Annotated in this window: 18 protein-coding genes; 12 read left to right on the forward strand and 6 right to left on the reverse strand. The window is 45.8% G+C overall.

Translation table 11 applies throughout. The annotated features are described in order from the left end of the window. Positions 1–108: 108 nt before the first annotated feature. The 3 genes from DP923_RS01005 to DP923_RS01015 form a co-directional block, all read right to left on the reverse strand. A complete protein-coding gene (locus tag DP923_RS01005) occupies positions 109–1737 on the reverse strand; it encodes an acyl-CoA carboxylase subunit beta (RefSeq protein WP_112303722.1) in 1629 nt (542 codons plus the stop codon). 92 nt (positions 1738–1829) lie between these two features. Then, positions 1830–2891, reverse strand: coding sequence for an MlaD family protein (locus tag DP923_RS01010; RefSeq protein WP_112303723.1), 1062 nt, complete (start codon positions 2889–2891; stop codon positions 1830–1832). Positions 2892–2915: 24 nt separating this feature from the next. Beyond that, complete coding sequence (locus DP923_RS01015; RefSeq protein ID WP_112303724.1) at positions 2916–3698, reverse strand: N-acetylmuramoyl-L-alanine amidase family protein; 783 nt, start codon at positions 3696–3698, stop codon at positions 2916–2918. A gap of 95 nt (positions 3699–3793) precedes the next feature. Between DP923_RS01015 and DP923_RS01020 the strand changes: the two genes are divergently transcribed. The 4 genes from DP923_RS01020 to DP923_RS01035 all read left to right on the forward strand — a co-directional run bounded on the left by DP923_RS01020 (position 3794) and on the right by DP923_RS01035 (position 9229). Next, entirely contained in the window at positions 3794–6511 is a 2718-nt protein-coding gene (locus tag DP923_RS01020) for a putative LPS assembly protein LptD (protein WP_125047606.1), read from the forward strand. Between the two features lie 76 nt (positions 6512–6587). Further along, the gene (panB, locus tag DP923_RS01025) at positions 6588–7406 is read left to right on the forward strand and encodes a 3-methyl-2-oxobutanoate hydroxymethyltransferase (RefSeq protein ID WP_112303726.1); all 819 of its coding nucleotides are present in this window, start codon (positions 6588–6590) and stop codon (positions 7404–7406) included. A 251-nt stretch (positions 7407–7657) separates the two neighbouring features. Next, positions 7658–8326 carry an RluA family pseudouridine synthase gene (locus DP923_RS01030; protein ID WP_112303727.1) on the forward strand — a complete coding sequence of 223 codons (669 nt, stop codon included), beginning with the start codon at positions 7658–7660 and terminating at the stop codon, positions 8324–8326. 162 nt (positions 8327–8488) lie between these two features. Next, a complete protein-coding gene (locus DP923_RS01035) occupies positions 8489–9229 on the forward strand; it encodes an acyl-CoA desaturase (protein WP_112303728.1) in 741 nt (246 codons plus the stop codon). An 81-nt stretch (positions 9230–9310) separates the two neighbouring features. Here the strand turns inward: DP923_RS01035 and DP923_RS01040 are convergent, their stop codons facing one another. After that, the gene (locus DP923_RS01040) at positions 9311–9577 is read right to left on the reverse strand and encodes a hypothetical protein (protein WP_165838124.1); all 267 of its coding nucleotides are present in this window, start codon (positions 9575–9577) and stop codon (positions 9311–9313) included. A gap of 263 nt (positions 9578–9840) precedes the next feature. Here DP923_RS01040 and DP923_RS01045 point away from each other — a divergent pair, with 263 nt between their 5' ends. The 5 genes from DP923_RS01045 to DP923_RS01065 all read left to right on the forward strand — a co-directional run bounded on the left by DP923_RS01045 (position 9841) and on the right by DP923_RS01065 (position 12926). Then, positions 9841–10386, forward strand: a complete 546-nt coding sequence (locus tag DP923_RS01045; RefSeq protein WP_112303729.1) for a 30S ribosomal protein S16 — start codon at positions 9841–9843, stop codon at positions 10384–10386. A gap of 12 nt (positions 10387–10398) precedes the next feature. Next, positions 10399–10983 (forward strand): ribosome maturation factor RimM, encoded by a 585-nt coding sequence (gene rimM / locus DP923_RS01050; RefSeq protein ID WP_112303730.1) that lies wholly within the window; start codon positions 10399–10401, stop codon positions 10981–10983. After that, the gene (gene trmD / locus DP923_RS01055; RefSeq protein WP_112303731.1) at positions 10983–11669 is read left to right on the forward strand and encodes a tRNA (guanosine(37)-N1)-methyltransferase TrmD; all 687 of its coding nucleotides are present in this window, start codon (positions 10983–10985) and stop codon (positions 11667–11669) included. The genes rimM and trmD overlap by 1 nt, the downstream gene beginning before the upstream one ends. Positions 11670–11825: 156 nt before the next feature. Next, on the forward strand, positions 11826–12179 hold the full coding sequence (gene rplS / locus DP923_RS01060; protein WP_112303732.1) for a 50S ribosomal protein L19: 354 nt from the start codon (positions 11826–11828) through the stop codon (positions 12177–12179). Positions 12180–12338: 159 nt separating this feature from the next. After that, positions 12339–12926, forward strand: coding sequence for an inorganic diphosphatase (locus DP923_RS01065; RefSeq protein WP_112303733.1), 588 nt, complete (start codon positions 12339–12341; stop codon positions 12924–12926). A gap of 96 nt (positions 12927–13022) precedes the next feature. On the opposite strand, the gene DP923_RS01070 is transcribed toward DP923_RS01065, so the two are convergent. Continuing rightward, positions 13023–13721, reverse strand: a complete 699-nt coding sequence (locus DP923_RS01070; RefSeq protein WP_112303734.1) for a coiled-coil domain-containing protein — start codon at positions 13719–13721, stop codon at positions 13023–13025. A 208-nt stretch (positions 13722–13929) separates the two neighbouring features. On the opposite strand from DP923_RS01070, the gene DP923_RS01075 reads away from it, so the two are divergent. The 3 genes from DP923_RS01075 to DP923_RS01085 all read left to right on the forward strand — a co-directional run bounded on the left by DP923_RS01075 (position 13930) and on the right by DP923_RS01085 (position 16029). Further along, positions 13930–14337, forward strand: a complete 408-nt coding sequence (locus DP923_RS01075) for a 6-pyruvoyl trahydropterin synthase family protein (protein WP_112303735.1) — start codon at positions 13930–13932, stop codon at positions 14335–14337. Then, a complete protein-coding gene (folE, locus tag DP923_RS01080) occupies positions 14300–14995 on the forward strand; it encodes a GTP cyclohydrolase I FolE (RefSeq protein ID WP_394341167.1) in 696 nt (231 codons plus the stop codon). Before DP923_RS01075 ends, folE begins: the two co-directional genes overlap by 38 nt. 116 nt (positions 14996–15111) lie before the next feature. Beyond that, entirely contained in the window at positions 15112–16029 is a 918-nt protein-coding gene (locus DP923_RS01085; protein ID WP_112303736.1) for a TIGR01777 family oxidoreductase, read from the forward strand. A gap of 74 nt (positions 16030–16103) precedes the next feature. On the opposite strand, the gene DP923_RS01090 is transcribed toward DP923_RS01085, so the two are convergent. Then, positions 16104–18437: a penicillin-binding protein 1A gene (locus DP923_RS01090; RefSeq protein ID WP_112303737.1), complete on the reverse strand. Its 2334-nt coding sequence runs from the start codon at positions 18435–18437 to the stop codon at positions 16104–16106. Positions 18438–18538 lie beyond the last annotated feature (101 nt).

An 18538-nucleotide genomic window follows, 5' to 3' on the forward strand; every position in this document is an offset into this window, starting at 1 on the left:
AATTAGAAATTTAAAATCAGAAACCAGAAATTTTTAAGCCACCCTGGTTATTCTTTCCTATTACAGTAACCTTCATTTCTAATTTCTAATTCATAATTTTTAATTTTCTCACGTTTGTATAACACCTACGTTGTAAGGTTTTTCGATCGGCGCGTGGTTGGCCGCCTCAATTCCTACTGATATTACTTTGCGCGTTTCCAATGGGTCGATGATGCCATCTACCCATATTCTGGCCGCTGCATAGTATGGCGATAATTCTTCGTTATACTTGTCGGTGATGCGGTCCAGGAGTTCTTTTTCAGCTTCCGGCGTAATTTCTTCGCCTTTTGCCTTTAACGCTGATACCTGAATCTGCAGTAACGTTTTAGCTGCCGCAGCGCCGCTCATAACGGCCAGCTGCGCCGTTGGCCACGAGTAAATCAGGCGTGGGTCGTAAGCTTTTCCGCACATAGCATAATTGCCTGCGCCGTAGCTGTTCCCAATCAGGATGGTAAATTTAGGTACCACAGAATTAGCCATGGCACTTACCATTTTGGCGCCGTCTTTAATAATGCCGCCGTGTTCTGATTTGCTGCCTACCATAAACCCGGACACATCCTGCAGAAACACCAACGGAATTTTCTTCTGGTTGCAGTTCATGATAAAGCGGGCTGCCTTGTCAGCGGAGTCGGAGTAGATTACGCCACCCATCTGCATTTCGCCTTTTTTGCTTTTCACGATCTTGCGCTGGTTGGCCACAATACCAACTGCCCAGCCATCAATGCGGGCCAAACCGCAAATTAAAGACTGGCCGTACAATTCTTTGTAAGGCTCAAACTCCGAATTATCCACCATCCGAAGTATGATATCCATCATGTCGTAAGGCTTCACGCGGTCGGCTGGCAACAGGCCATAAATTTCTTTTTCGTCTAGTTTCGGAGCGGCAGGTGTTTCGCGGTTAAAGCCGGCTTTCGGGTTATCGCCCATCTTATCGAAGATGTTACGGATATGGTCGAGCGCCTCTTTATCGTCTTTGCACTTGTAATCGGTTACGCCGGAGATTTCGCAATGCGTAGTTGCACCGCCTAGCGTTTCGTTGTCTATACTTTCGCCGATAGCTGATTTTACCAGGTATGATCCTGCTAAAAAGACAGAACCGGTTCCTTCTACGATCAGGGCTTCGTCGCTCATGATAGGCAGGTAAGCACCACCGGCTACACAGCTTCCCATAATAGCGGCAATCTGCACAATGCCCATCGAGCTCATCACGGCGTTGTTGCGGAACATACGCCCGAAGTGTTCTTTATCCGGGAAAATCTCGTTCTGCATCGGCAGGAAAACGCCAGCGCTATCAACTAAGTAAACAATCGGCAATTTATTCTCCATCGAGATTTCCTGCGCGCGCATGTTTTTCTTGGCTGTAATCGGGAACCAGGCGCCAGCTTTAACAGTGGCATCGTTGGCAACGATTACGCACTGGCGACCTTTAATGTAGCCAATACCGGTTACTACGCCGCCGCTTGGGCAACCGCCTACCTCTGCATACATGCCTTCGCCGGCAAAAGCAGCTATTTCCAGGAACTCGCTTCCTTCATCGGTCAGGTAGGCAATGCGCTCACGGGCTGTCATTTTGCCCTTTTCATGCTCTTTCTGAATCCGCTTTTCGCCACCGCCTAAATATACTTTTGCAAGTTTGTTTTTTAGCTGGTAAACGAGCTGTTTCAGGGTGTCTTCGTTTTTGTTGAATTCGATATCCATCGGGGTTTTATAGATATAGGAGAAACGTGTAGGAATGAAAAATCCGCCCTAAACAGCGGATTCTACAAATATACAATTTTTATAAAGATGCCTTAATTAGATTTCACTCTGGAGGCTTCACCTACAGGTACATAAACCGTATCGGGCACGGCTTGTTTAAAAGCATCCGGATTTTCGTCCTGCATGTCTTTTACTTCGTCCAGGGTAATTACGCGGCCGGTTGCATCCACTTTATACTTGTCTTTGCGGCCCAGCACCGAGAAATGCACGTAGCGTTTCGGGTATGCCTGAATATCGCGCAGAAGCAGGTTAAGAGCTTCGGTAGAGCGGTTCATGTTTTGGTAGAGCCCATCATCGTTCATCAGTTTACCAATTGAGCTTTGATCTGAGTTGAGTTTTGTGATGGTGGTTTCGAGTTCTTTAACAGCGTTATTGGCATTGGAAACCAGGCTTTTAATTTCTACCTGCTTTAACGTATCTGTAATTTCGGTCATGTTAACAGCCAACTGGTGTATCTGGCCCTGCGTGTTTCGGAGTGAAGCCGTTAACAAACTGATGTTAGAGGTAATGTCGTTTATGTTCTTCTGATTAGCTCTTAGCAGTTCTGCCAGCGCAGCAGTGGTAGCCTGTGTATTGGCAAGTATAAGCTGTACATTACCTTTGGCTTCGCTATCGAGCAAGCGATTAACACGGGCAAGCGTAGTATCAACTTTATCAATGATCGGAACTGTTTTAGTCGAGATCAGGTCGGTAATGCTGCTTTCCTTGAATGCGATAAGGCGTTCGCCGCCATTATACTTTTTCACACTTTTACCCAGGTACAACACAACAGCTTTGCCTCCCAGGAAGTCGGAATTTGCTAAACTTGCGATGGTAGAGTCTCCTACCTGCAGGTCTTTGAGCACTTCAATATCAACTTTTATCTTATTTCCTTCTTTTGGCATCAGGTTAATAGCCTGCACCGAGCCTACCTGCACCCCGTTCAGCATAACCGGGTTAGAAACGCTAAGACCGTCTACATTATCGTAAATAATATGGTATTTCCTGCTGTCTGAGAAGAGGTTAGACCCCTTCAAAAACATGAACCCAAAGTACAGGAGTATTAATGCCACTACACCGAGCAGCGCAACTTTAATTTCTTTTGATATCTTCACGAAAGAGAGGTTTGACTTACAGAATTAATTCATTGCTTCCAGTTCTTGTTTGTATTCTTTGAAAGCACGATATATACCTGAAGCCATATACGTTTGGTTTGTCTTATCGTTAAGAAATTTTTCTTCTGTTGGGTTTGTCAGGAAGCCAGCCTCTATCAGCACACTTGGCATCGAAGATTTCCAGAGTACCAAAAAGCCGGCCTGCTTTACACCACGGCTGCTTCTGCCTACTTTATTTTTAAATTCACGCTCTACCTTTTCGGCAAAACGCAGGCTGTTGCCAATATATGCGCTCTGGTGAAGGGCAAATAAAATATGGCTCTGCGGTGAGTTGGGGTCAAAGCCGCCGTAGTTTTCCTTGTAGTTATCTTCCTGCAAAATTACAGCGTTCTCGCGCTTGGCCACTTTCAGGTTACCTTCCGAAGTATGAAGCCCCATGGTATAAGTTTCGGTACCGTGTGCGGCTGGCGGGCCTGCGTTCAGGTGGATGGAAATAAACAGATCGGCGTTGTTTTTATTAGCTATCCCTGCGCGGTCGATGAGCTCGACAAAGGTGTTTGTTTTGCGGGTATACACCACTTTCACATCAGGCAGGTTTTTCTCGATCAGGCTACCTACTTCCAGTGCCAGTTTAAGGGCTACATCAGCCTCTTTGGATACCTGGCCATTACAGCCCACATCTTTGCCGCCATGCCCGGCATCGATCACGATTGTTCTGATTTTATATTCTTTGTTATACTCTAACTTGCCTGAAGTAAGCAGGAAAAATACAAACGTAAGCAGGGTGACGGTAACAATATTTTTCACGTTGTTCGTTAGTTAAAAGTTAAAAAGAATAACTTTGTACAAAATAAATAAAACTTTAGGGAAGTCTGAAGAAGTTGCGCTACTATTTGATTTTTATGCTGCTACTGCAGCTTTTTATACTTTCTCTGCCCGGTGCCAACGCACAGGGCGTAACCAGGTTAAAACCTGTGGGCCAGCCGGATACCATCACCGGCGGCGCCCAGGATTCGCTGGCACTTTCTGCCCCTAAAGGCGACATCGAGACCACTATCAAATATTCCGCCAGAGATTCCATACTTTTTGAGGTTGGTTCCAAAATCGTACATCTTTACGGCGATGCCAAAATCAACTACGGCGAGATTACGCTGGAAGCTGCCTACATCCAGATCAACTACGAAACAGCCACGCTTAATGCTACCACCCTCCCCGACTCTACGGGCAAAGAAGTGGGAACCCCGATGTTTGTAAATGGCTCTGAAAAGTATGCTGCCAAGCGTATTGCCTACAATTACAAAACAAAAAAAGGCCATATTTCTGAAGTAGTAACGCAGCAAGGCGAAGGGTATATACACGGCGAAGTAGTAAAACGCAACAACGAGGAGCAAATTTCAGTGTACCATGCCCGTTATACAACCTGTAACCTGGAGCACCCGCACTTTTACATCAACGCCGACCGTATTATTGCGCAACCCGGCAAAAAAGTATTATCCGGGCCTTTTAACCTGGTAATTGGTGATATACCCACGCCGCTGGGCTTTTTATTTGGTTTGTTTCCACAGCCCAAAGCTAACCGGGCATCCGGTGTACTTATTCCTACTTTTGGAGAATCGCGGGCGCAGGGTTTTTACTTGCAGAACGGCGGCTACTACTTTGCCTGGAACGATTACATCGGTACCAGCTTAACAGGCGATATCTATTCGTTGGGCGGCTATAACATTCGTGCAAACAACTCCTACATTAAACGCTACGCTTACAGCGGCTCCCTAAGTATAGATTACCGTTATTTTAAGAACGATGAAGCTGATCTTTTTGGAGGTTCCCGCTCTACAAGCGATATCCGCAGGCAGTTGCCGCCAAGTTCGCGCTCTATCTGGTTTAACTGGGCACACTCACCTGTACAGAAACCCGGCCGTGGTCGCTTGTCGGCAAACGTGAATGCAGGTAGTACTATTCACCAACGCATAAACTATAACAGCTCGGCAAACTTTCTGGCACCTACGTTTAACTCTAACATCACCTACCAGAAAAATATCCAGAATACCCCCTTCAGTTATACAGCCAAGTTAAGCCAGGGGCAAACAAGCAGCCTGAGCGGCAAAGGCATTATGAACTTTGTATTGCCCGACCTTAACTTCAGTATGACGCCCATCAGCTTTTATGAGATCTTCTCTAAAAACACCCCAACCGGGCAATGGTACGAGAATTTCACGATCGGCTACAATGTAACAGCACGCAACGAGGTATCGAACCTGATACCTGCGACCGGCTCTATTAGTGGTGGTTTGGGCGGAAGTGTAGAAGTGCTGGGTGGCAACCGCCGTTCTGATACGCTGGACATCAGTACAAAAAATTTGGCTGCGCTCTGGAAAAACGGCCGTCGTTCGGCTAACCACAACTTCGCGCTGGGCTTAGGTAGCTTCAAAATTTTAAAGTATCTGAATCTTTCTCCTTCTGTAACTTACCAGGAAACATGGCTTGATAATAAATTTTCGTACACGTTCGATCCGGATTCGCAGAAGGTACGTGTAGATACAACCAACTTTGGCCGTGTATACGATTATAGTGCAGGCGCCTCGCTTAGTACCACTATCTACGGAACGGCTTATATCAAAGGGAAAAGGGTTGAGGCGATCCGCCACCTGATCCGGCCTAGTATTTCGTATAGCTACCGCCCGGATTTTGGGAACGAGCGCTATGGCTTTTACCAGAACACGCTGATCGGCGCCAATGAAACAACGCTGCGACCAGAATATGCTTTACTGCCCCGCTTTAACAGCAATGTGCCGGGTTATGGCCTGCAAAGTGCGCTTAGCTTTAATATAAACAACCAGATCGAAATGAAAGTGAAATCTAAAAGCGATTCTACTTCCAATAAATTCGAGAAAGTCAGTTTGATCGATAACCTGAGTCTGAACGGCTCTTACAACTTTGCAGCCGACTCTTTCCAGCTAAGCCAGATAAACGTGAACATGAGCACCCGTCTGTTCAAGATCATCAACCTGAGCTTTAACTCTACTTTTGATCCGTATAAGATCGGCTCCAGAGTAGTTACCAATAACGGTGTGGAAAGTATACTTTATACCCGCGTAAATGAGTATGAATTTGATTTCTCTAAACTCAAATTTGCCCGCCTTACCAACGCCAACCTGAACATCAGCGCCAACCTGAACCCGGCATCCAGAGAATCGAACCAGCGGACACCACCGCAAACAAATCTGCCTTCTATGCAGCCCGGCATGGACCCGCTTAACCCGTTGCAGCCAAGGTATGTAGACTTTAAAATTCCGTGGACGCTGAACCTGGACTTTACGCTATACTATGCAAAAGCCCTGAACCCGAACGACGAAGACAGGATCGATAAAACGCTTGGCGTAGATGGCTCCCTGAACCTAACTGACAAATGGAAATTTACCTACAATGCCAGTTACAATTTCCGGGATAATAATATTGCCAACGCCAACATCAACATACACCGGGATCTGCATTGCTGGGAAATGAGCATCGGTTGGGTGCCTTTCGGATTTATGCAAGGATACAATGTAACAATAAACGCACGCTCTGCCCTGCTCCGCGACTTACGCTTAACCAGAAACAGATCAGGATTTAACCGCTAACAAAAACAGCTACCGTAAAAGGTAGCTGTTTTTGTTAGCAAGTTTTATAGCTTTACAGCCTAAACCATCTACGCCTATGTCTATTCATAAAAGCGACCTTAAAAAAATAACCACGCACCAGTTACAGAACATGAAGGAGCGCGGCGAAAAAATATCCATGCTGACGGCCTACGATTATTCGATGGCTACTATTCTGGATGCTGCCGGCGTAGATGTGCTGCTGGTGGGCGATTCGGCTTCTAATGTAATGGCGGGCCACGAAACCACTTTGCCAATTACGTTAGATCAGATGATTTACCATGCGTCTTCGGTGATGCGTGGTGTGAACAGGGCGTTTGTGGTGGTGGATCTGCCGTTTGGTTCTTACCAGGGAAATTCGTCTGAAGCACTCCGTTCTACGATCCGCATCATGAAAGAATCGGGTGCGCATGGTATAAAACTGGAAGGCGGCGCCGAAATAAAGGATTCTATTGTTCGGATTTTGAGTGCTGGCGTACCTGTAATGGGCCATTTAGGTTTAACGCCGCAGTCCATCTATAAATTCGGGACTTATACGGTGCGCGCCAAAGAAGATGCCGAAGCTGAAAAGCTGGTTGAAGATGCGCTCTTGTTGCAGGAACTCGGCTGCTTTGCGATTGTGCTGGAGAAAATTCCGTCTGCGCTGGCTAAACGCGTTGCCGAAACTTTACATATCCCGATTATTGGCATTGGTGCCGGCCCTGATGTGGATGGGCAAGTATTGGTGGTGCATGATATGCTGGGCATCACCAAAGAATTTAAGCCGCGCTTTCTGCGCCGTTACGCCGAGCTGCACGATATTATGACCGATGCGGTACAAAACTATGTACAGGACGTCAAAAGCCGCAGTTTCCCGACAGATAAAGAAGCATATTAATTACGAATTTAGAATTACGAATTACGAATGGGTAGTTCGTAATTCTATTTTGAAAAGAGGAAGCTGTTTAGTGTTTTAAAATGAAATTGTTTTCGCTGCCCTTGCTGCGGGTTTTACCATTCCAAGGTAAAACGCTAAACAGCTTTTATACTTCCATTGCTTTGAAAGCATACTTCTAAGTGAATTCTCGTTTATACTTTCCGGAAGCAGTTTTACTCATTCGTAATTCTTAATTTGTAACTCGTAATTAAATGTTAGAGGTTCTGTTCGAAGATAACCACATACTGGCGGTAAATAAACCTGCGGGCTTGCTGGTACACGGCGACGAAACCGGCGACACCACACTGGCCGATCTGGCAAGGGAGTACATCCGTGAAAAGTATAACAAGCCCGGCAACGTGTTCGTCGGCGTAGTGCATCGCCTGGATAGGCCTGTGAGTGGCGTGGTGTTGCTGGCAAAAACATCTAAAGCACTTGCCCGCCTGAATGAGTTGTTCCGGAGCCGCAAAACACAAAAAACTTATTGGGCAGTGGTACAAAACAGGCCTCCTTCCGACCAACAAACGCTTGTGCACTGGCTCTTAAAAGACAGCTCCCGCAACGTAACCAAAGCTTTCAGCAAAGAAAACGCACAGGCACAGCGCTCCGAACTGAATTACAAACTGCTGCGCGAGCAACAAGGTAAATTTCTGCTGGAAGTAAACCCGATAACCGGCAGGCCCCACCAGATACGTGTACAGTTGGCCTCTATGCGTTGCCCTATTTTAGGAGATCTGAAGTATGGCGCACCCCAACCACTGCCGGATAAAAGTATAGCCCTGCACGCAAGGCAATTGCAATTCGAGCATCCTACGCTTAAAACACTCGTAACGATCAGTGCGCTTCCGCCTGCCACGCCGGCCTGGGCCCCGTTCAGGTAATTAACGCAACCCCTGCGTCTGGAAAGATGATTTTCGTCAGTTTCTGAACTTTTATAGTGTTACGGCTATTTAACATTCGATCTGTGTTGTAAATTTGCCAGGATAAAAGCCGGCCTTTTTATCAGCAGGCACTACCAAATTCAGCATTTATACTTTAAGTTGATGATTATTCTTATCTTTTTTGTGGTACACTGGTACCTGTCCCTGTTCGTTCAGACATTTTACCTGCACCGCTATGGCGCGCATAAGATGTTTACTATGAACCGCTTCTGGGAAAAAGCATTTTTCTTGTTAACCTATATGGCACAAGGCTCGTCGTTCCTGTCGCCGCGCGCTTATGCTGTTTTGCACCGCATGCACCACGCTTTTTCGGATACAGAGCGCGACCCGCATTCGCCGCATTTTTCGAGCAACGCCTTTACGATGATGTGGAAAACGAAAGAAATCTATAACAACGTATTGCATAACCGCACCGAAACCGAGCGCCGATTTGAAGGAAACTACCCGTTGTGGCCGGCTATCGAGAAGCTGGGCGACACGTATTATTCCCGTATTGGCTGGGGCGTAGTATATGCATTGTTCTACATCCAGTTTGCAACGTCGTGGTGGATGTATCTCTTGTTGCCCATTCACTTTTTAATGGGCCCGATACATGGCGCTATCGTTAACTGGAGCGGACACAAGTATGGCTACCAGAACTTTGATAACAACGATAAATCCAGAAACTCACTTTTCTTCGATTTCCTGACGGGTGGCGAGTTGTTCCAGAATAACCACCACAAACTGCCTAACCGCGTTAACTTTGGCGTAAAATGGTGGGAAGTTGATCCAACCTGGCCTGTTATCTGGACACTGAATAAACTCAACATCATCAAACTGAAAGAAGCTAAAGTAAAAGCATAAAACAAAAAAGCCTCCTGTATTTAGCAGGAGGCTTTTTTGTTTTATGCTAATTGCTGATTTATACTTTTAATAAGGCCAAGCTTAATGCTTCTTTCCTTTGCCATTATTTCCTTTACCCGGCATGCCTTTGCCTTTGTGCTTGGTGTGGCCCGGGTTGGTTGTGTGCAGGTGGTGCGGGTTATTGGGGTTCTTATACCAGCCTTTGTGGTTGCCGTTATCCTTTTTAATTACATTGTTTTTCTTGCTGATAACGATAACGCGTTCAGGTTTCTTTTTAGAAGTGGTGCATGCCGACACGCTGGTAATAACTGCCAGTACAAGCAAGAGGCGGGTAATCAGTAGTTTCATGAGTAATAAGTAAATTATAAACAAAGATAGCGCAATTAAAACCAGCAACCGGATTTATACTTTGCACCAAAATAAAACATTAAACAGCATCAGCTGAAATTTATTGTTTGTACTTATACTTTGCGCCGGGCTGCCTGCAAACAATCCAAAGAAAATCAGTTAGTTCAAGCGCTATATTTAAAATAATATTTCTCAATTCAAATCAAATTACTACCTTTGCGGTTCTAAAAAGACGGACGGGATCCGTCATAAAATTAAAAAAAATGGCAGTTAAAATCAGATTGGCCCGCAGAGGCCGCAAGAAGGCAGCTATCTATGATATCATAGTAGCTGATGCAAGAGCACCACGTGATGGTAAGTTCATTGAGAAATTAGGTGTTTACAACCCTAACACGAATCCTGCTACAATTAACTTCGACGAAGAAAAAGCTTTCCAGTGGATGATGAACGGTGCACAGCCGACTGACACTGTTAAAGCAATGCTTTCTTACAAAGGCATCCTTTACAGAAGACACCTTCAGATTGGTGTTATCAAAGGTGCTATCTCTCAGGAAACTGCTGACAGCCGTTTCACAGAGTGGAAAGAAACGAAAGAAGTGAAGATCGAAGAGAAACGCACAAGCTTAGGCAATGCGAAAGATGCTGCTAAGAAAGCTGCTTTCGATGCTGAAACTAAAGTTAAAGAGGCTCGCGCAGAAGCTATCCGTCAGCGTGAAGCTGATAAGTTAGCTGCAAACGCTCCGGCTCCTGCCGAAGAAGCTACTGAAGCTCCGGCTGAAGGTGGTGAGTCTACAGAAGAACAAGCATAATTTATTTACGCCATGAACATTGATGCCTGCTTTCTGCTGGGATATATTGTCAAAACACATGGCGTAAAAGGCCAGGTAGTTGCGTTTTTTGATGTAGACTATCCGGAAGATTATGAAGATCTGGAATCAGTTTTCCTTGAACAACAGGGAAGACTGGTTCCTTTTTTTATTGAGTCCATGGAACCGCAGCAGAAAGGCCGTTTTATTATTCGTTTTGAGGATATTAAAACAATTGAACAAGCCGAAAAACTGCGCAACACCAGCCTGTACCTTCCACTAAACGAGTTACCCGAACTGGAAGAAGATCAGTTTTACTTTCATGAAGTGATCGGGTACCAGGTAGTGGATGAGAACCACGGCAAACTTGGTTTGGTAAGAGAGTTTTACGACCTGCCACAACAGCAACTAATGGCCATGGATTATCAGGGCCAGGAAATGCTGATACCGGTAATGGACGAAATACTGCTCCGCGCTGACCATGACGCCAAAGTGCTGCATGTACGCCTGCCGGAAGGGTTGCTGGAAGTATACACAGAACCAGCCAGGCCAGACGAAGCCGACGACATGGACGACGAGCAGGAAGAAGAAAAAGCCTGATGCGTTTCGATATTATCAGTTGCCAGCCAGACCTGCTGGAAAGCCCTTTCAGCCATTCTATCTTGAAGCGGGCCCAGACCAAAGACCTCGTAGAAGTACATATCCACGACCTGCGCAAGTATGCCATTAACAAGCATGGCCAGATCGATGATTATGCTTTTGGAGGTGGTGCAGGCATGGTAATGATGATCGAACCCATTGACAAGTGCCTTTCCGAACTGAAAGCCCAGCGGGAATACGACGCCGTTATTTACATGACGCCGGACGGAGAAACGCTGAACCAGAACATTGCCAACCAGTTTTCGCTGCTGCAGAATGTAATTATACTTTGCGGCCATTACAAAGGCGTAGATGAGCGGGTAAGGCAGCAGTTTGTAACCCACGAGATCAGCATAGGTGACTATGTACTATCGGGTGGGGAGCTGGGTGCTGCAGTGCTGGCAGATGCTATTATCCGGATTATACCCGGTGTGTTGAATGATGAGTCTTCTGCGTTAACAGATTCTTTTCAGGATGGCTTACTGGCACCGCCGGTTTATACCCGCCCTGCCGAGTACAAAGGGCTTAAAGTACCAGACATTCTTTTATCCGGAGACGGACCTAAAATAGATGAATGGCGTTTTGAGCAGGCTATAGAGCGTACACGTTTGCGCAGACCTGACCTGCTGAAAGACACTGATTTTTAATAAAATTATACTTTGCAGTTGTTTTGCCAGTAAATAACTGGCTGACAAAGGCAAAAACCTATATTTTTTTTCTGCAAAGGTTACTATGTAATAAATATTTACATATCTTTGCAGTCCGAATTCTGAAGAAGATATTTTAAGAACATAGCCATTATCATGAGCGAACTAATTAAATTCATTGAGCAAGAATCTACCGAACAGCGCGCCTCTTTCCCAACTTTCGCGTCAGGTGATACTATAAACGTTCACGTTAAAATTCGTGAAGGTAACAAAGAGCGTGTACAGCAGTTTCAGGGTGTTGTTATTCAGCGCAAGAATGTAAATACAAACGGTGAAACTTTCACTGTAAGAAAAGTATCTAACCAGATCGGCCTGGAGCGTATTTTCCCTTTACTTTCTCCTTTCATCGAGAAAATCGAGCTTGTAAGAAGAGGTAAAGTAAGAAGAGCAAGACTGTACTACCTGAGAGGACTTCAGGGCAAAGCAGCTCGTATCAAAGAAAGAAGATAATATTACCTGTTTTCATACATTACTATTATCCCTTAAGAAGAGGAATTGCTACGGCGGTTCCTCTTTTTTTATGCCGGTTTCTGCAGCAATCGTCTGTCTTAAAAGTATCTTCATTTATACGTTGGTGTGCTTATCTTTACGTGTAACCTACAGCCACCCATGAACAAAATTTATACTTCCCTGCTTTTCGTTTTTACCTTGCTAACCTGCATGGGCTGCAAAACAGATTACGCCGGTTTGCCTACTTACAGCCCTGCCAAACAATTACAAGCGGTGATCGAAGTATCGGCTGGCAAAAGCCAGGTGCTCCATTACGACCATCAGACAAAAACTTTTGTACCAGACAAATTAGCAGGCCAGGACCGCGTTATCGAGTTTCTACCCTACCCTGCCAATTTTGGGTTTATACCTTCCACGGAAATAGACCATGCAGGCAAAGGGCTGGAGATACTTGTTATTTCTGAAAGTGCAGAGCCCGGTACGGTGATGGAGGTAATTCCGCTGGCAGTGCTGCAACTACAAACCAACGGCGAGTTGCAACATATTATCATAGCTATCCCTGCGCGGCCAAGCGAACAAACCGTTTCGGCTACGGATTATGCCAGCTTTTCAGAAAGATATCCGGCCATAAAAGAGATTCTTCAGAAATGGTTTACTAACAATACCCCTACTGCACGCACTACTTTTGTTGGCTGGAAAAACGAGCGGTTCGCAGACCAGGAAATACAGCGCTGGATGAAACTGTAAGCTAAGTATAAATATACTTTGGTATTCACTTAAAGTATAAAGCACAAGCCCGGTTACTGTACAGTAACCGGGCTTGTGCTTTATACTTTATACTTTTTATTTAATTGCCTGCAGCTTTATCCTGACAGCATCTACAGCCTTTTCCATTTCGGCAACCTGCTGCCTGCTGGCTTCCTGCTGTTTCAGGTTATTTTGTACGTTTTGCTCCAGTTGTTTCAGTTCTTCGGCATTACGCGCCAGTTCGGCTTGTAGCTCCTGCTTACGCTTTGCATTCTTCTCAATGGTTAATTGGATATCGTTTGCTTGTTTTACAACACGGTCCTGCTCCAGCTTGGTAGCTGCTAACACATCTTCTGCCTGGTTTATTTGCCGGAATACATCTTCCCGGTAAACTTTTTTAGCAAAATCGCGCATAAAATTCTCTGCTGCAGCATACTCTTTCGGGGTCGCATTTTTATCTACGTAGGCAGTACCCATATCCAGGTTCCACCAAACGTAGCTGCCCTGCGCATCGCTGCCTACCGTAGAAACCAGCCGCATCGGCGTTGCAGAAATTGTATCAAGTACAGCTTTTTCTGTGGTATACACTCCCTTGTTATACTTTAATTTGCCAGCTTTACTGGTCAGGTGTTCTTTCCAGGTCTTCTCTACTATTTTTGGGTCGAGTTGCACAGAAAGCTGCTGCCCACGTCTCAGAATGCCATTTATTGACTGTTCTTTCTCCTCTATCCGTACTGATTGGGCATGGCACAGGCCAGCCATCAGCAGAAACACACTAAGTAAAAATGCTTTCATGCAGCTGTTGTTTAATTGTACTCTTTAAATTTTGTTTGAAGCTACTAAAGTAGACAATCGACACGAAAAAGTATAAATAACAATTAATTTATTTCCCCTGAAATAGATTTGGCTTTCGGATAAGGTACCGTAACTTTACGGGCTTATACTAGTTATACCCTTGCCTTGTGTAACAAAAGCCTTTTAAAGCACGCAGGAGTTTGAGCTTATGAGAGTAACCGTTTGCCGGAAAGAGCATTTTAATGCGGCGCACCGCCTGTATAACCCAACCTGGAACGATGAGCAGAACGCTGAGATCTTTGGCCTTTGCAGTAACCCCAACTTCCATGGGCACAACTATGAGCTTATCGTAAAACTTACCGGTACTGTAGATCAGGAAACAGGGTATGTGTACGATATGAAAAAGCTGAGCGAGGTTATCAAAACAGAGATACTGAACAAGTTCGATCACAAAAACCTGAACCTTGATACCGAAGAATTCAGGTTGCTGAACCCGACAGCCGAAAACATTGCCATTGTTATCTGGCAAAAGCTACGCAGCAAGATAAGCACGGACTATACTATAGCCGTAACACTTTATGAAACTGAACGAAACTTTGTGGAATACAATGGATAACCACAACCTGCCCGACGAAGAGGAAACACTGCATGACCACATGCCGGGTTCCCTGGAAACACCTTTACGCCCGGATGCCTTTGCCATGCCAGACGAGGAGAAGATCAATATTATTGCCAGCCATTTCAGGGAAATAATGCATACGCTGGGCTTAGACCTGACCGACGACAGCCTGAAAGGTACGCCCAACCGCGTAGCCAAAATGTACGTGAAAGAAATTTTTCATGGGCTGAATCCTATACACAAACCGGTAGCGCGCCGCTTCGAAAACAAGTATAAGTATAACAAAATGCTGGTGGAGCGCGATATTACCCTTTACTCGTCGTGCGAGCATCATTTTGTACCGATCATCGGGAAAGCGCATGTAGCCTATATCCCGAACGAGCACGTGGTCGGTTTATCGAAGCTGAACCGGATTGTGCAGTATTATGCCCGCCGCCCGCAAGTGCAGGAGCGCATGACCATGCAGATTGCCAACGAACTGAAGGAAGCCCTTATGACCGATAATGTAGCCGTTGTAATCGAAGCAGACCATTTATGCGTGATGAGCCGTGGCGTGAACGATGTAAGCAGCAGCACCATTACAGCAGAATATTCCGGTTTATTTGAGCAGGACCAGTACCGTAACGAGTTCTTGAGCCATATCCGCAGCAAATAATACAGAGCCATTAAAGCGCTCGAAAACATACTTATTTGGTAATAAAGTAAATACAGGCAACTGTAACTTAAAGCGTATCCGTAGAACATTGTTATAAATTCTGATGCAAAAGAATTATGCCAGATAAGATACTTATTACAGGCGGTTCCGGGTTGGTTGGTACCCGGCTGTCCGAGATGCTGATCGATCAGGGTTACGAGGTGGCCCACCTTTCCCGGAAGGCGGACAAATTCTCAAAGTATAAAACATTTAAGTGGGACATAGAAAAGCAATACATTGACGATAACGCCATTAAGTATGCCGATTATGTGATACACCTGGCTGGCGCGGGCGTAGCCGAAGAAAAGTGGAGCGACGAACGCAAGCGCGAAATTTACAACAGCCGCATCGATAGCACCAACTTACTGCATCATTGCCTGGCACACACCAACCACCACGTAAAAGGTTTTATCTCCACATCAGCAATTGGTATTTACGGCAACTCCGGCGACCAATTGATGTCTGAAGAAAGTACCTATGCCAACGATTTCCTGGCGGAAGTAAGCAAAGCCTGGGAAGCAGCCGCCTGGAAAATGCGTGAGCTGGACATGCGCACCGTTATACTTCGCTTAGGCATCGTGTTAAGTGATAAGGGCGGTGCCTTGCCTCAGATTGCTAAACCGGTAAAGATGATGGCCGGTGCAGCCTTAGGTTCGGGCAAGCAATTTATGTCCTGGATACACATAGACGATGCCTGTCGCTTGTACATCAAAGCCATTGAAGATACCCAGTTTAAAGGGGTATACAATGCTGTAGCGCCGCACCCTGTTACCAACAAGGAGTTCACCATTGAGCTGGCCGAAACCATGAACAAGCCTTTAATGCTGCCTAATGTGCCGGCTTTTGCCATTAACCTGATGATGGGCGAAATGAGCGAAGTGGTATTGGGCGGCCAGCGCGTAAGTGCCAGTAAAGTGATGCGTACCGGCTTTACGTTTGAGTATACGTACCTGGAAGAAGCCCTCAGTTCTTTTTATGCCAAAGAAGTAGATTAAGACCCAATCCAAGTATAAAAGCAAAAGGCCAGCACTTACGTAGCTGGCCTTTTGCTTTTATACTTGCTTCTACTTTAAAGTATGCTGGTACCGTTCAGTTCTTCCAGAATGCTATCCGTATCGATGGCAGTTGAGTCGGCTTCCACCCTTCTAGGCATTACAGTAGTGCAGTTATACTTTTTGTTGATCTTAACAACCGGGCCAGGAAAACGGCCCATGGTATAACCAAGTTCTTTATCCTGGTAGATCTTCTCCATGTAGAGGCCAAATACAGGTAGTGCCGTTTTAGAACCCTCTCCCATACTCGAGGTCCGAAAGTGAATGCTGCGGTCTTCGCCACCTACCCAAACACCCGTTACCAGGTCTTTGGTAACGCCCATAAACCAGCCATCCGAGTGGTTAGAGGTGGTTCCGGTTTTGCCACCAATTTCATTTCCTTTCCAGAGGTCGTATTCCCAAAGCGCCTGCGATGTTCCGCCTGGCTCTTCTATCCCGCCTTTCAGCATGTGCATCATTAGGAAAGCCGTTTCTTCACTCAGCACTTTTTTCTGTTTCGGCACAAACTGGTGAATCAGGTTTCCGTTGCGGTCTTCGATGCGGGTAATAAACATCGGGTTGGTATGGAAACCCTGATTCGGGAATGTACTGTAAGCGCCTACCATTTCAAAAATTGAAACATCGCTTGGCCCTAAACCAATAGAAGGCACATTTTCAAGCGGACTCGTTATACCTAACCGATGCGCATACTTTACAACCGTTTCCCATCCGATTATTTCTGTTAACTGCGCTGTAACCGAGTTTACCGATTTACCCATGCCGCGTCGCAAGGTCATCGGGGCGCCTGTATATTGCCAGTCTGCATTCGTAGGCGACCACTCTTTACGTTCGCCTTTCTCTACATACTTTATTGTGATGCGCTTGTCTACAATTTTATCGCACGGCGAATACCCGTTATCAATAGCAGCCACATACACGAAAGGTTTAAAGGTAGAACCCGGCTGGCGGCGCGCCTGTTTCACGTGGTCATACTTAAAATACTTGAAGTTGATACCGCCCACCCACGCCTTGATCTGTCCGGAAAAAGGGTCCATGGTCATCATACCGCCATGCAGGAAATGCTTGTAATAAGCCAGCGAATCAAGGGGTGTCATGGTCACTTTTTTCTCCAGCGAGTCATTCTCCCAGGTAAACACCATCATTTCGCGTGGCGTGTTCAGCTCCCGGTTTATGGCAGCCATATCGTTGCCATGTTTCTTTTTAAGGCGCTTGTAAAAATCAGTACGCTTGATGGTCTCCTCAATAAAGCCAGGAATCTCGTTGTTCTGCTCATCTACCCACGGGTTCTTGCCTTTCCAGTGGTTATCGAAGCGGCGCTGCAGGGTGCGCATCTGGTTTTGCATGGCTTCTTCGGCGTGCCGCTGCATTCTGGAGTCGATTGTTGTATAGATTTTCAGGCCATCGCGGTACAGGTCGTAGCCGCTCTGCTTGCTCCACTCCTTCAGATAATCAGCCACGGCTCCTCTAAAGTAAGTAGCTGGTCCGTCGTAATGGCTTTCTACTTTATAATCCAGCACAATCGGCAGTTTACTCAGCGAGTCGGCAGTTGCTTTAGGCAGGTAATTATACTTTGCCATCTGGGCCAAAACCGTGTTGCGGCGGCGCGTGGAGTTCTGTGGGTTGGATTTCGGACTGTAATACGTCGGCGCTTTCAGCAAACCAACCAGCACGGCAGCTTCTTCTATTTTCAAACTATCCGGCGATACATTAAAAAATGTCTTAGCTGCCACTTTCACCCCAAACGAGTTCGAACCAAAATCTACTGTATTCAGGTACATGGCCAGAATTTCTTCTTTGGTATAGCGCTGTTCCAGTTTAATAGCCGTAAGCCACTCTTTGGTTTTGGAGATAACAATATTAGCTCCCGGAATATGCCCTAATACTCCTTTAGAGTCATCGGTACGGGTTTTATAGAGGTTCTTGGCTAACTGTTGCGTAATGGTACTGGCACCGCGGGCATCGCCTTTAAAAGCGCCATATACAGCAGACATGATCGCGGCCGGATCAATACCGGCGTGCTCGTAAAAGCGTACATCTTCCGTTGCAATCAGCGCTTCGATCAGTTTTGGAGAGATTTTTTTGTAAGGCACCGGGCTGCGGTTTTCCTGAAAATACTTCCCGATCAGTTTGCCATCGGCCGTGTAAAGTTCGGATGCCTGATCGGAACGCGGGTTTTCGAGTTTATCCAGGCTTGGCGAGGAGCCAAAAAGGTAAAGCAGATTGTTATCAACACTGAACAGGTAAAGCAGCACAGCAGCGAAACCCAGAAAGAAAAACTTCCAGATAAAGCCTGTAATACGCTTGTATATTGATTTTTTGGGTGCTTGTTCTATTTCTTGCTCTTGCAGCATTTTGCCTAAACAGAGGAGTCCTCTTTTAAATTCCGGTTTAACTTCTTTCAGAAGTAACTGCAAATATACCTTTTGTACTTCATTTCTTTATTTGATGGAGC

This window comes from Pontibacter arcticus (assembly GCF_003284895.1).
In the GTDB taxonomy this organism is placed as follows: Bacteria; Bacteroidota; Bacteroidia; order Cytophagales; family Hymenobacteraceae; genus Pontibacter; species Pontibacter arcticus.